Origin of the sequence: Paracoccus sp. 228, assembly GCF_000967825.1 — a bacterium.
Taxonomy (GTDB): Bacteria; Pseudomonadota; Alphaproteobacteria; order Rhodobacterales; family Rhodobacteraceae; genus Paracoccus; species Paracoccus marcusii.
In genome coordinates this window covers 198,835-211,527 of record NZ_JYGY01000006.1, presented here as the reverse complement: position 1 = coordinate 211,527, position 12,693 = coordinate 198,835, and the positions used below count along the sequence as shown (strand labels likewise).

The 12,693-nt window shown below is 69.6% G+C and carries 14 protein-coding genes and 1 riboswitch; of the genes, 9 read left to right on the top strand and 5 right to left on the bottom strand.

Annotation, left to right across the window (positions count from 1 at the left end; all coding sequences use genetic code 11):
• Nucleotides 1–32: 32 nt before the first annotated feature.
• From bhcR to SY26_RS17700, 5 genes are all read left to right on the top strand, one after another.
• Nucleotides 33–854, top strand: a complete 822-nt coding sequence (gene bhcR / locus SY26_RS17720; RefSeq protein ID WP_046001614.1) for an HTH-type transcriptional regulator BhcR — start codon at nt 33–35, stop codon at nt 852–854.
• Nucleotides 855–916: 62 nt separating this feature from the next.
• Nucleotides 917–1,104: riboswitch (cobalamin riboswitch) on the top strand.
• A 132-nt stretch (nt 1,105–1,236) separates the two neighbouring features.
• Nucleotides 1,237–3,129, top strand: a complete 1,893-nt coding sequence (locus tag SY26_RS17715; protein ID WP_046001613.1) for a TonB-dependent siderophore receptor — start codon at nt 1,237–1,239, stop codon at nt 3,127–3,129.
• Nucleotides 3,126–3,929, top strand: a complete 804-nt coding sequence (locus SY26_RS17710) for an ABC transporter substrate-binding protein (RefSeq protein WP_232303387.1) — start codon at nt 3,126–3,128, stop codon at nt 3,927–3,929. Before SY26_RS17715 ends, SY26_RS17710 begins: the two co-directional genes overlap by 4 nt.
• Nucleotides 3,926–4,903 (top strand): iron ABC transporter permease, encoded by a 978-nt coding sequence (locus SY26_RS17705; RefSeq protein ID WP_046001612.1) that lies wholly within the window; start codon nt 3,926–3,928, stop codon nt 4,901–4,903. Before SY26_RS17710 ends, SY26_RS17705 begins: the two co-directional genes overlap by 4 nt.
• Nucleotides 4,900–5,655: an ABC transporter ATP-binding protein gene (locus SY26_RS17700; protein WP_046001611.1), complete on the top strand. Its 756-nt coding sequence runs from the start codon at nt 4,900–4,902 to the stop codon at nt 5,653–5,655. Before SY26_RS17705 ends, SY26_RS17700 begins: the two co-directional genes overlap by 4 nt.
• Here the strand turns inward: SY26_RS17700 and SY26_RS21955 are convergent.
• Entirely contained in the window at nt 5,625–5,771 is a 147-nt protein-coding gene (locus SY26_RS21955; protein ID WP_217846362.1) for a hypothetical protein, read from the bottom strand. The genes SY26_RS17700 and SY26_RS21955 overlap by 31 nt on opposite strands.
• A gap of 25 nt (nt 5,772–5,796) precedes the next feature.
• On the opposite strand from SY26_RS21955, the gene SY26_RS17695 reads away from it, so the two are divergent.
• The gene (locus SY26_RS17695) at nt 5,797–6,996 is read left to right on the top strand and encodes a DUF2254 domain-containing protein (RefSeq protein WP_232303386.1); all 1,200 of its coding nucleotides are present in this window, start codon (nt 5,797–5,799) and stop codon (nt 6,994–6,996) included.
• On the opposite strand, the gene tdh is transcribed toward SY26_RS17695, so the two are convergent.
• The 4 genes from tdh to SY26_RS17675 form a co-directional block, all read right to left on the bottom strand.
• Nucleotides 6,993–8,024, bottom strand: a complete 1,032-nt coding sequence (tdh, locus tag SY26_RS17690; protein ID WP_046001609.1) for an L-threonine 3-dehydrogenase — start codon at nt 8,022–8,024, stop codon at nt 6,993–6,995. The two genes, SY26_RS17695 and tdh, sit on opposite strands and share 4 nt — an antisense overlap.
• Complete coding sequence (locus tag SY26_RS17685) at nt 8,021–9,214, bottom strand: glycine C-acetyltransferase (protein ID WP_046001608.1); 1,194 nt, start codon at nt 9,212–9,214, stop codon at nt 8,021–8,023. Before SY26_RS17685 ends, tdh begins: the two co-directional genes overlap by 4 nt.
• Before the next feature lie 83 nt (nt 9,215–9,297).
• Nucleotides 9,298–9,858: a helix-turn-helix domain-containing protein gene (locus SY26_RS17680; RefSeq protein WP_046001607.1), complete on the bottom strand. Its 561-nt coding sequence runs from the start codon at nt 9,856–9,858 to the stop codon at nt 9,298–9,300.
• 15 nt (nt 9,859–9,873) lie between these two features.
• Nucleotides 9,874–10,344, bottom strand: coding sequence for an Lrp/AsnC family transcriptional regulator (locus SY26_RS17675; protein ID WP_045982091.1), 471 nt, complete (start codon nt 10,342–10,344; stop codon nt 9,874–9,876).
• Nucleotides 10,345–10,448: 104 nt separating this feature from the next.
• Between SY26_RS17675 and SY26_RS17670 the strand changes: the two genes are divergently transcribed.
• The 3 genes from SY26_RS17670 to SY26_RS17660 all read left to right on the top strand — a co-directional run bounded on the left by SY26_RS17670 (nt 10,449) and on the right by SY26_RS17660 (nt 12,650).
• A complete protein-coding gene (locus SY26_RS17670) occupies nt 10,449–11,912 on the top strand; it encodes an aminotransferase class V-fold PLP-dependent enzyme (RefSeq protein ID WP_046001606.1) in 1,464 nt (487 codons plus the stop codon).
• Between the two features lie 62 nt (nt 11,913–11,974).
• Nucleotides 11,975–12,319, top strand: coding sequence for a hypothetical protein (locus SY26_RS17665; protein ID WP_046001605.1), 345 nt, complete (start codon nt 11,975–11,977; stop codon nt 12,317–12,319).
• Nucleotides 12,312–12,650: a hypothetical protein gene (locus SY26_RS17660; protein WP_046001604.1), complete on the top strand. Its 339-nt coding sequence runs from the start codon at nt 12,312–12,314 to the stop codon at nt 12,648–12,650. Before SY26_RS17665 ends, SY26_RS17660 begins: the two co-directional genes overlap by 8 nt.
• Nucleotides 12,651–12,693 lie beyond the last annotated feature (43 nt).

Below are 12,693 nucleotides of genomic sequence, written 5' to 3'. Positions count from 1 at the left end.
GTGGTGTTACAGATGGAAGGGGCGTGATTCCGATGCAACAACCGGTGCGCAAGCGGGGGCGACCAAGAAGCGGCAAGGCCGATCAGCCCGCCGCCAGCATCCAGGCCCTGGACCGCGGGCTGGACGTGCTGGAGGCCCTGGCCGCGCATGAGGGGATCACCCTGACCGGGCTGTCCACGCATCTGGACCAATCGCCCGCCACCATGCACCGCGTCCTGGCCACCCTGGAACACCGTCGCTATGTCGAGAACAATCCCGACCGGCAGGAGTGGTTCATCGGCCCCGAGGCGTTCCGCCTTGGTTCGGTCTTCCTGCGGCGCACCAACATTGTCGAACGCAGCCGTGCGGTGATGCGCGACCTGATGGCCCTGACCGGAGAGACGGCGAACCTGGGCATCGAACGCGACGGCGACGTGCTGTTCGTCAGCCAGGTCGAGACGCATCAGACGATCCGCGCGTTTTTCCCGCCCGGCACCAGGTCTCCGCTGCACGCATCTGGGATCGGCAAGGCGCTGCTGGCGGCGTTCGATCAGACGCGGCTGGCGGTGTTCCTGCGCGACGCGACCTTCACCCGGTTCACTGACAAGACCATCGCCGACGCGGACGCGCTGCAGGCAGACATCGCCCTGATCCGCCATCGCGGCTTTGCCTTTGACGACGAGGAGCGCACCCTGGGGATGCGCTGTGTCGCGGCCTCCATCGTGAACAGCTATGGCGAGGCGGTGGCCGGGGTGTCGGTGTCGGGCCCCACGAACCGCATGACCGATGCCGCCGTCGACCGCATCGGCGGCATGGTCGCCACCGCAGCGGAACGGATTTCGGCCGATCTGGGATCGGGCCGGGGCGGGCGCTGACCGCCTTTTGCCGGGCGTGGGACGGACGGCGGAATCCCGTTGACAGCTCCGGGGCCACTGCGCCACAAGGGCGCCGCTACGGTTCCGGCCTGCATGCCGGATCAAAAGGGAACACCGGTGCCAATCCGGGGCTGCCCCCGCAACTGTAAGCGGAGAGCGATGGCCGATCATGCCACTGGAGCGATCCGGGAAGGCCGGCCAAGGCATCGACCCGCAAGCCAGGAGACCTGCCGCAGCACTCACCCATTTCCGGCGCGGGGCGTGCCAGGAAAGCGGCTGATCCGCAGTGGTGACAGTCACCGTCCTGCCGCGCCCCACCGGGTCCGTGTGCCGGACATTTCTGTTTGCCGCAGGCCGTGCCTGCCTTGAAAGGTCCGTGCCGATGCGCCGTCCGATCTGTCTTCTGGCGACGCTTGTCGCCCTTCCCGTCACCGCCGCCGCGCAAGGTCCGGCACCGGGGGAACCCATCCTGCTGGACGAGATCGTGCTGACCGCCGGCATCACGCCCGTGGCCCAGGACGGCTATGCCCGCGCCCACACCGTCCTGACCGCGACCGAGATCGAGGATCGTGGCATCGCCACCGTCCAGGACGCCCTGCGCGCGTTGCCCGGCGTGTCGGTCAGCGGCAGCGGCGCCAGCATCGCACAGGTCCGCATCCGCGGCGCCGAGGCGAACCACACCCTGATCCTGATCGACGGCATCGAGGCGGCGGGGGGCGAGGACGAATACGTCCTGACCGGGCTGGAGACCACCGACATCGACCGGATCGAGGTGCTGCGCGGACCGCAATCGGTGTTCTATGGATCGAACGCGTCGGCGGGGGTGATCAACATCATCACGCGCGACGCGCCCCATGGCCTGTCCTATGGCGGTTCGGTCGAGGCCGGGAACGGCGGGGCGGCCTCGGTCCATGTCAGCCGTCGCGGGGAACGGGGCGGGCTGCGGCTGTCGCTGTCGGCGCGCGACGATCTGGGCTATGACCAGTCGGGCGATGGCGGCGGCAAGGACGGGATCAACCGCAAGACCGCCGTCCTGTCCGGCGACGTCCTGGCCACCGACGATTTGCGCCTTGGGGTGGCGCTGCGCCAGTCCACCGAAGATTACGGCTTTGACGCCGAGAACTTTGCCGCGACCGATGCCGAAAGCTATCTGGTCGATGCCGACCTGTTCGGCCGCCGCGACGAGTTTCAGGGCGGGGTCTGGGCGGAATATACCGCGTTGGACGGCCGCCTGGTCCAGCGCCTGGACTATCAGCACAGCATCACCCGGCAGAGCCAGGACAACAGCCCGTTCCGGCGCGGCCAGACCGAAAAGCTGAAATACCGCACCAGCCTGGGGTTGGACGGGTCGGCCGCCGATGCCTCGCAGCTGCTGAACCTCTTGGCGGAACATCAGCGCGACAGCAACTCGACCGCGCCGGGGCAGTCCCGGGAGATGTCGTCGGTCGCGCTGGAATACCGCGCGATGCTGGCCAGCGGGCTGGATGTCCAGGCCGGGCTGCGCCACGACGCGAACCGCGTCTTTGCCGATTTCACCAGCTGGAACCTGGGTCTCTCCTGGCAGATGCCCGACCGTCCGTTCCGCCTGCACGCATCCGCCGGGACGGGGCTGGTGAATCCGTCCTATTTCGAGCTGTATGCCGATGCCGGCTTCTTCGGCACCGTCTATCAAGGCAATCCCGACCTGCGCCCGGAAAAGAACAGCGGCTTTGATCTGGGGGTCGAGGCGCAGCTGCCGGACGGTCGCGGGACCATCGACGTCACCTATTTCAACGAGACGCTGGAGGACGAGATCACCGACTATCTGGTCGGCATCGAGGATGGCGTGGCGTTCTATTCCTATCGCAACCAGTCCGGCGAAAGCCCCCGCCAAGGGGTCGAGGTCGCGGCCCGCATTCTGGCGACCGACAGTCTGACCCTGGGGGCCAGCTATACCTATCTTGACGCGGAAAATCCCGATGGCAGCGTCAAGACCCGCCGCCCCCGGCACGAGGCTGGCCTGAACGCGACACTGTCGGTCCTGGACGGGCGCGGATCGGTCACGGGCGATCTGCGCCATGTGGCAGGCACCTTCGACACCCAGTTCTGGGGCGCGGTCGAGACGCGCGAACTGCCGTCCTATACCGTGGTCAACCTTGCCGCGGGCTATGACCTGACGCCGAACGTGCGGGCGACGGCGCGGGTGGTGAACCTGTTCGACCGCGATTATTCGGATGTCTGGGGCTTTGCGAACCAGGGGCGGACCGGCACCATCGGCCTGCAGGCGCACTGGTGATCCGCGGGCTGATCGGGCTGGCGCTGATGGCCGCCCCCGCATGGGCCGATGCGCCCGCGCGGGTGGTGTCGATCAACCTGTGCACCGATCAGCTGGCGATGCTGGTGGCGGCGCCGGGACAGCTGGCCTCGGTCAGCTATCTGGCGCAGGACCCGGTCTCTTCGGCCATGGCGCGCGAGGCCGAGGCCTATCCCACCAACCGCGGCCAGGCCGAGGACATCCTGGCCCTGCAGCCCGATCTGGTGCTGGCGGGCACCTATTCCTCCCCGGCGACGCTGGACATGCTGGACAGGCTGGGTCTGCGCGTGGCGACCTTCGACATGGGGACGGACCTGGACAGCATCCGCACCAACCTGCGCCTGATGGGCGACGTGCTGGGCCGACGGGACCGCGCCGACCGGATCGTGGCGCAGTTCGACCGCGACCTGGCGGCACTGCAGGCGGACCCCCGCCCCGACCGCCGGGCGGCGCTGTATGGGGCGAACGGCTACAGCTCGGGTCAGGACAGCCTGGCCGGGGCAATCCTGACGGCGGCGGGCCTGACGAACGTGGCGACGGAACTGGGCCTGTCGCAGGGAGGCTTCGTGCCGCTGGAGGATCTGGTGATGGCCGATCCCGACCTGATCGTGACCGGCCAGCGCCAGCCCCGTGCCTCGCGCGCCGAGGAGGTGATGGACCATCCCGTCCTGCGCGCCATCACGCCGGGGCGGCAGGTCGTCACTGCGCCCGACCGGGATTGGGCCTGTGGCACGCCGCATGTCCTGCGCGCCGTGGCACAGCTGCGCCAGGTCGCGCCATGAGGCTGACGGTCGCGCTTGGCGCGCTTGTGGGGGTGCTGTTCGTGACATCGCTGCTGATCGGGACCAGCTGGCAGCCGCCCGGGCCCGCGCTGGCGGCGCTGTTCGGGCGGGGCGATCCGCTGCTGGTCCTGATCATGCAGGAACTGCGCCTGCCGCGCGCCATCCTGGGCGCGGCGGTGGGCGCATCGCTTGGGCTGGCGGGGGCCGCGATGCAGGGCTTTCTGCGCAATCCCCTGGCGGAACCGGGATTGATCGGCACCTCGGGCACGGCGGCGCTTGGGGCGGTGCTGGCGATCCAGACCGGGCTGGCCGCGGCCTTCCCCTTGGGCCTGCCGCTGGCGGCGCTGGCGGGGGCGGCGCTGTCGGTCGGGCTGGTCATGGGGCTGGCGGGCCCGCGCGGCGGCGCGCTGGCGCTGATCCTGGCGGGGATCGCCATATCGGCCCTGGCCGGGGCCGCGACGTCGCTGGTCCTGAACCTGTCGCCCAACCCCTTTGCCGCCAACGAGATCGTCTTCTGGATGATGGGGTCGCTGGTCGACCGCTCCATGCTGCATGTCCGCATCGCTGTGCCGGTGATGATCGCGGGCGCGGTGATCCTGTGGCCCGCCGCCCGTGCCCTGCGCGCCCTCAGCCTGGGAGAGGACGCCGCCGCCAGCATGGGCATCAGCCTGCGCGCGCTGCGGCTGCGGCTGGTGCTGGGCACGGCGGCGCTGGTCGGCGGGGCCACGGCGGTGGCGGGCACCGTAGGCTTCGTCGGGCTGGTCGTGCCGCATCTGCTGCGCCGCGCGGTGGGCGGCGATCCGGGGCGGCTGCTGGGGGCATCGGCACTTGGCGGGGCGGCGATGGTGCTGGCGGCCGACATCGCGGTGCGGGTGATCCTTCCGGGGCGCGACCTCAAGCTGGGCGTCCTGACCGCCCTGATCGGCGCGCCCTTCTTCCTGCAGCTGATCCTGCGGCTGAGGGCGCGGGCATGACCCTGATGCGGCTGTCCGGCCTGTCCCTGTCGCGCGGCGCGGTGCCGGTGCTGGACCGGATCGACCTCGACGTGGGGCCGGGCGAGTTCGTGGGCCTGCTGGGCCCGAACGGCGCGGGCAAGACGACGCTGCTGCGCGCGGCCCTGGGCCTGTTGCCGGCGACAGGGCGGTCATCGCTGGCGGCGCTGGCCCCTGATGCACGGGCGCGCCAGGCGGCCTATCTGCCGCAGGGCCGCGACATCGCCTGGCCGATGCCGGTGGAGGCGGTCGTGGCCCTGGGCCGCATCGCCCATCCCGATGCCGCCGCACCGCGCGACCACCCTGCGGTCCACGACGCGCTGCGGGCCCTGGGCCTGACGGCCCTTCGCCACCGCGATGCCACCACCCTGTCGGGCGGCGAACAGGCCCGCGTGCTGATCGCTCGCGCGCTGGCGCAGGACACCCCCCTGCTGATCGCGGACGAGCCCATCGCCGGGCTGGACCCCGCCGCCGCCATCGGCGTCATGGACCTGTTCGCGGGACTTGCGCGGCAGGGGCGGGGGGTGGTCGCGTCGCTGCACGACCTGGGGCTGGCCGCGCGGCACTGCACGCGGCTGGTGGTGCTGGACGGGGGCCGCATCGTGGCCGACGGACCGCCCGCCGCCGTGCTGACCACCGACCTGCTGGCGCGGGTCTTCGGCATCGCCGCGCATCTGGCGGACGGTCCGGACGGTCCGATCTTTCAGCCGCTGCGGGTCACCCCGCGCGCATAGGCGCGAAAGCGGCCGCGGCATCTGGACCCCGCACCCCGTTCCGGGTCATGGTCCGCGGCAGGGTACAGGGTCAGCGGGCAAGGGGTGCGGATGTCGTCCAGGTTAAGGTGGTTCATCGTCAGGATCTCCCAGAAGATCTGGGTGGTCGCGGCGCTTTACACGGTAATGGGCATCGGCACGGCCTTCGTCGCGCCGCTGATCGGGCCCATGCTGCCCGACGGATTGGGCGACAAGCTGGGCTCGGGCGCGGTCGAGGCGGTGCTGTCGGTCCTGGCCAGCTCGATGCTGTCGGTGGTCACCTTCTCGCTTGGGATCATGGTGTCGGCCTTCACGGCGGCATCCGGGTCGGTCACGCCGCGCGCGACGCAGCTGCTGAAATCGGACCGTACCACACAGCGCGTCCTGTCGACCTTCCTGGGGTCGTTCCTGTTCAGCCTGATCGGCATCATCGCGCTGAACGCGGGCTTTTATTCCGACAATGACCGGCTGGTGCTGTTCGTGGCCACGATCCTGGTCGTGGTCATCATCGTCATCGCGATCCTGCGCTGGATCGCGCACCTGACCGTCTTCGGCCTGATGGACGATTCCATCCGCAAGGTCGAGGAGGCCGCCCGCAGCGCGCTGGACCACCGGCTGGACACGCCCTTCCTTGGCGGTCACGAGGGGTCGGGCCCGCCGCCCGGCGCCCGTGCCCTCCATCACGACCAGATCGGCTATCTGGTCCATGTCGACATGCCGGCGCTGCAGGCGATGGCCGACGACGCGGGCGTGGACATCCACCTGGCCGCCCTGCCGGGCAGGTTCCTGCATCCCGGCCTGCCGGCCCTGTGGATCGCGCGCCAGACCGCGTCCGACCAGGAACCCGATGACGAGGCCCTGTGCAAGGCGCTGACCGTCGCGGAAAGCCGCACCTATGACCAGGACCCGCGGTTCGGCCTGACCGTCCTGACAGAGATCGCCGAACGCGCCCTGTCGCCCGCCGTCAACGACCCGGGCACCGCGATCGACATCCTGGGCCGGTCGGTCCGCCTGCTGTCCGCCTGCGCCGACGCGCGCGAGGTCGCGCTGGACTTTCCGCGGGTCTGGGTGCCCGCCCTGGCGGTCGAGGATCTGCTGGACGACGTCTTCCCGCCCATCGCGCGCGACGGTTCGGCCATCTTCGCGGTGCAGATGCGGCTGCAGAAATCGCTGCTGGCGCTGGCGCAGATCGCCCCGGACCGGTTCGCGGCCTCTGCCCGGCGCCACTCGGCCGAGGCGATGGCGCGATGCCGCGACCAGATGCTGCCGTCGGAACGCGAACGCCTGAACGCGGTCGTCGAGGCCATCCAGACGGTGGGCTAGACCTGGTCCCAGTCCAGCACGATCTTGCCGCTCTGGCCGGCCTTCATGGTGCGGAAGCCTTGTTCGAATTCGGCCATCGGCAGGTCGTGGGTGATGACGGCGCTGACGTCCAAGCCGTTTTCCAGCATGGCCAGCATCTTGTACCAGGTCTCGAAGATCTCGCGGCCATAGATGCCCTTGATGACCAGCGACTTGAACACGATGCGGTTCCAGTCGACCAGCGTGGGCGCGGCGGGAATGCCCAGCATGGCGATGCGCCCGCCCATCACCATCGCGCCGACCATCTGGTCGAAGGCCGCGGCATTTCCCGACATTTCCAAGCCCACGTCGAACCCCTGGCGCATGCCAAGGCGGGCGCAGACCGACGGCAGGTCCTCGGAGGCGACGTTGACCGGGACCACGTCGGCCACCCGCGCCGCCAGGTCCAGCCGCGTCCGGTTCACGTCGGTGATGACCACGTGACGCGCCCCGACATGGCGCGCGACTGCGGCGGCCATGATGCCGATGGGCCCCGCGCCGGTGACCAGCACGTCCTCTCCGATCAGCGGAAAGCTGAGCGCGGTGTGCACGGCATTGCCAAGCGGGTCCAGGATCGCGCCGATCCGGTCGGACACGCCGTCGGGCAGCGGCACCACGTTGAAGGCGGGCAGCGCCAGGTATTCGGCAAAGGCGCCGGGGACATTGACGCCGATGCCACGGGTCTCGGGGTCCAGGTGGAACTGGCCCGACCGGCTCTGGCGGCTGGTATGGCCGATCAGGTGGCCCTCTCCGGAACAGCGCTGGCCCAGGGTCAGGCCGGTGACGTCGCGGCCCAGTTCGACGATCTCTCCGGCGAATTCGTGGCCGATGATCATGGGCGCGGGGACGGTGCGGGCGGCCCATTCATCCCAGTTCCAGATATGCACGTCCGTCCCGCAGATGCCTGTCTTGCGCACCCGGATCAGGACATCCGACGGGCCGATCTGGGGCATTGGGCGGTCCTGCAGGGCCAGCCCCTCTCCGGGGCCGGTCTTGACCAGCGCCTTCATCGGATCGCCCCGGTTTCGCGACCCGCCTCGACAAAGGCCTGCAGCGCGGTGTCCAGGTCGGCCATGTCGATGGCGGCGTTCATCTGGGTGCGGATGCGGGCCTGACCGCGCGGCACGACCGGAAAGAAGAACCCCGCCACATAGACGCCGCGCCTTTCCAGCGCGGCTGCCATGGCCTGCGCCAAGGGCGCCTCGGACAGCATGACGGGCACGATGGGGTGCTGGCCGGGCAGCAGCGCGAACCCCGCGTCGGTCAGGCCCTTGCGCCAATGCGCGGTCTTGCGCGCAAGATCCGCGCGCAGGTCGTCGGCATCCTCGACCAGATCGATCGCGGCCAGCCCCGCGGCGACGATCGACGGCGGCAGCGCGTTCGAGAACAGATAGGGCCGCGCCCGCTGGCGCAGCAGGTCGATGACCGGCTGCGGCCCGGCGATGTATCCGCCAAGTGCGCCGCCAAGCGCCTTGCCAAGCGTCCCTGTCAGCAGGTCGACCCGCGCGCCCAGGTGCTGCGGCGTGCCCGCCCCCTTCGGCCCCATGATGCCCACCGCGTGACAGTCGTCGACCATCACCAGCGCGCCATAGCGGTCGGCCAGATCGCGGATCGCGGGCAGGGGCGCCAGGTGACCGTCCATCGAGAACACGCCGTCCGTGGCGATCATGATGAAACGCGCACCGCCGTCCCGCGCCTCGCGCAGGCGGGATTCCAGCTGGTCCATGTCGCCGTTCGCATAGCGATAGCGGCGTGCCTTGCACAGACGGATGCCGTCGATGATCGACGCATGGTTCAGCGCGTCCGAAATGACCGCATCCTCGGGGCCCAGCAGCGGTTCGAACAGCGCGCCGTTGGCGTCGAAACAGGACGCGAACAGGATCGCGTCGTCATGGCCCAGCCACCCGGCGAGGCGCTGTTCCAACTGGCGGTGCAGGTCCTGCGTCCCGCAGATGAACCGCACGGATGCCATGCCAAAACCGTGGCTGTCCATCGCCGCGACCGCCGCCGCGCGCAGGGCGGGATGATTGGCCAGCCCCAGATAGTTGTTGGCGCAAAGATTGATCGTGGGCGCCCCCGCCACCGCGACGCGGCTGCCCTGGGGCCCGGTGATCAGGCGTTCGCGCTTGGTCAACCCTTCCTGGCCGATCTGGTCCAACTGCTGGCTGACGCTGTCCAGAAACGCGCTTGCATCCGTCATGTGGTCAGTACCTCCGTTTTAACGGAGGCTAGGGCCTTTGCCTGCGCCGGGCAAGATAAAAGAAATTCGTCCGTGATGACGGATCAACTGTCCCGCACGATCATCAGCACGCGGGCGGCGGCATCGCCCGCCGTGAGGCTGTGCGGGCGGTCGGCGGCATAGTTCGCGGCATCGTTCTGCGCCAGGGCCGCCCGTTCGTCGCCCGAGGTGATGGTGACCGCGCCCTCCAGCACCACGACATCCTCGCGGCAGCCGGTGCGATGGGGCGCGGACTCCAGCGCGGCGCCGGGGCCAAGGCGGATCTCATAGATCTCGTGCTCTCCGACGGTCTGCGGCGCGCTGAGGATGCGGATCACCACGTCGCGTCCCCGGTCGGCGATGACCGGCGCGGCGGCGGCCTGCACCACGCGGATGTCGCTTTCGGCCCGCGCCTCCCACAGGCCGGCGAAATCGACCTGCAGGGCCTGGGTCAGGTTCCACAGGGTCGCGACGGTCGGGCTGGATTCGGCGCGTTCGATCTGGCTGACCATCGACCGGCTGACGCCCGACAGCCGCGCCACCGCGTCCAGGCTGAGGCCCTTGGCGCGGCGCGCCTCCTTAAGGCGGGCGGCGAGGCGCTGGACGATGTCGGTGTTCTGGTTCATGGGGCCTTCGGTCCGTCAGGCAAGCGCGATGGGTCGCTGTTCCTCGATCGCCTCCATCGCGAAATGCGACGTGACGGTGTGCAGTTCAATGCCCGAGATCAGGCGTTGATAGAACAGGTCATAGCGTCCCATGTCCTGCGTCACCACCTTGAGCATATAGTCGTATTCGCCGCCGATCCGGAAAAAGTCGATCACCTCGGGAATGGCCGACACGTGCTTGCGGAACATCGCCAGCCAGTCGGCGGAGTGGTGGCGGGTCTTGATCATCACGAAGACGACCAGCCCCATGCCCAGCCTGTCGCGGTCCAGCGTCACGGTCCGGTTGCGGATCACGCCCGCCTTGTCCAGCGCCTGCATCCGTCGCCAGCAGGCGTTCTGCGACAGCCCGACCCGTTCCGCCACCACGCGCTGCGAGATCGCGCTGTCGCGTTGCAACTCCTCAAGGATGCGCCTGTCGATGCGGTCCACGCCGTTCCCCCGGTTCATGGGTCATATGACCCAATATCGCCTTCGGAATGCAAGAAACAAGGAATGAAATCGCGCTGTCGCGGGAATAGTCATTGCGAAACGCAGGCCGGATCGGAGTTTTCATGGCACAGTTGGACGAGTTTCGGGCGATATTGACGACCGGCGACGCCGTCGCGGGCCTGCGGGCGGGGCTGATCGGCGATGACGTGGTGATCGACGGGCCGTTCGGTCCGGTGCCGATGATCTATGCCGATTACGTGGCCTCGGGCCGCGCGCTGCGCCAGGTCGAGGAGTTCGTGTTGACCCGCGTGCTGCCCTATTACGCCAACACCCACACGCAGGCGTCCTTTGTCGGCGCCTACTGTTCGGGGCTGAGGGAGGCGGCGCGGGCCTGCGTGGCGGGGATGGTCGGCGCGGGGCCGGGATACAGCACGATCTTTGCCGGGTCGGGGTCGACCGCAGGCCTGAACCGGCTTGTGGGTCTTCTGGACATCGCGGGCATCACGGTGCGCGGTGGCCGGGCGGTGGTGGTCATCGGCCCCTATGAGCATCATTCCAACATCCTGCCCTGGCGCGAAAGCGGTGCCGTGGTCATCGAGATCCCCGAGGCTGCGACCGGCGGGCCCGACCTGCCCGCGCTGGAGGCGGTGCTGGCCGATCAGGCGGGGGCCGATCTGCTGGTGGGCAGCTTTTCGGCGGCTTCGAACGTGACCGGGATCCTGACCGACACGGATGCGGTGACCCGCATCCTGCGCGCACATGGCGCGGTGGCGATCTGGGATTACGGCGCTGCCGCGCCCTATGTCCCGATGTCGATGCAGGCGGGAACGGATGCGGCCAAGGACGCCATCGTGTTCTCTCCGCACAAGTTTCCGGGGGGGCCGGGGGCATCGGGGGTGCTGGTCGTCCGCGACGCGATCGCGCGCCGGGCGACGCCGACGCTGCCGGGCGGCGGCACGGTCAGCTTCGTGTCGCCCTGGGGGCATGCCTATGCGTCCTCGCTGTCGGCGCGCGAGGAGGGGGGCACGCCCAATGTCATCGGCGACATCCGCGTGGCCTTGGCCATGATCGCGAAGGAGGCCTTGGGTCAGGATGTCATCACCACCCGCGGGCGCATCCTGCGCGAGAGGGCGCTGGCCGCGTGGCGCGGCAACCCGGCCATCCAGGTGATGGCCCCGGATGCGCCGGCCGACAGCCTGCCGATCCTGTCCTTCCGCATCCGCGACGGGCGGGGCGGGCTGGTCCATCACCAGCTGTTCACGCGCATGCTGTCCGACATCCATGGGGTGCAGGCCCGCGGCGGCTGCGCCTGCGCGGGCAGCTATGCCCACCGGCTGCTGGGGATCGACCGGGTGCAGTCGGAGGCCCTCTCCGCCCGCATCGCGCAGGGAGAGGACATCCAGAAGCCGGGCTGGGTGCGGCTGAACTTCTCGGTGCTGCTGGACGATGCCAAGGCCGACCGGATCATCGCGGCGGTCGATGATCTGGCGCGGAACGCCGCGCGGTGGGCCGGGCTGTATCAGGTCGACCCCGCAACCTCGCGGTTCACCCTGCGGCCCGACGCGGCACTGGCCCGCATCGCATAGGCGGGGTGCAACCAGGCCGCATCTGTGTTTCGATGGCAATGCATCGCAACCGAAGGCCCGCCATGATCCCGCGCGACATCGTCAGACCCCTGTGCCTTGGCATCGCGGGCATCGTCCTGTGGGGTGGCTTTGCCGCGGTCCAGGGGGTGGCGGAACCTTGGGATGCCGGCCTCTACTGGACGCTGGCCTATCCGGCGCTGCTGCTGGCATCGGGGCTTGCGGGGGCGTGGCTTGTGCGGCGTGCGTGGCTGGCAGGGCTGATGCTGACGATGGCGCAGCTGCCCGCGATGCTGCTGTGGTCGCGGGGCGACGGGATGGTCCCCTTCGCGCTGGCCCTGCTGACAGCACTGGCTGTGCCGGCCATGCTGGCCGCGGGGCTGGGCGGCAGGATGGCGCGTCATGGCTGATCGCGGTTCCGTCCTGCAGACGCCGGACGGGCGTTACATCGTCGTGCGGGGGCGGTTGTGGCGGGCATCCGATCCGGGCCTGGACCCGGACACGCGCGCCCGTCATGTCGCAGCCCTGATGGATGCGCGGCGGGCGGTCAAGGCGGCCAAGGCGTCGGAGGATGCGACGGCACTGGCCAAGGCACGCCGCGCCGTGGATGCGGCCAAGGTTCTGCTGGGCGAACGCGGCCCGGTCTGGTGGACGGATGGGGCCCCCGATCTGGGACGACACATGGTCCAGAACACCCCCTATGCCGCCTGGTTCAAGGGTCTGGGCGACAAGACGCCCTAGGGTCATGACCCATTAGTCGGGTTGCGACCCCCTTGCCGGCGTG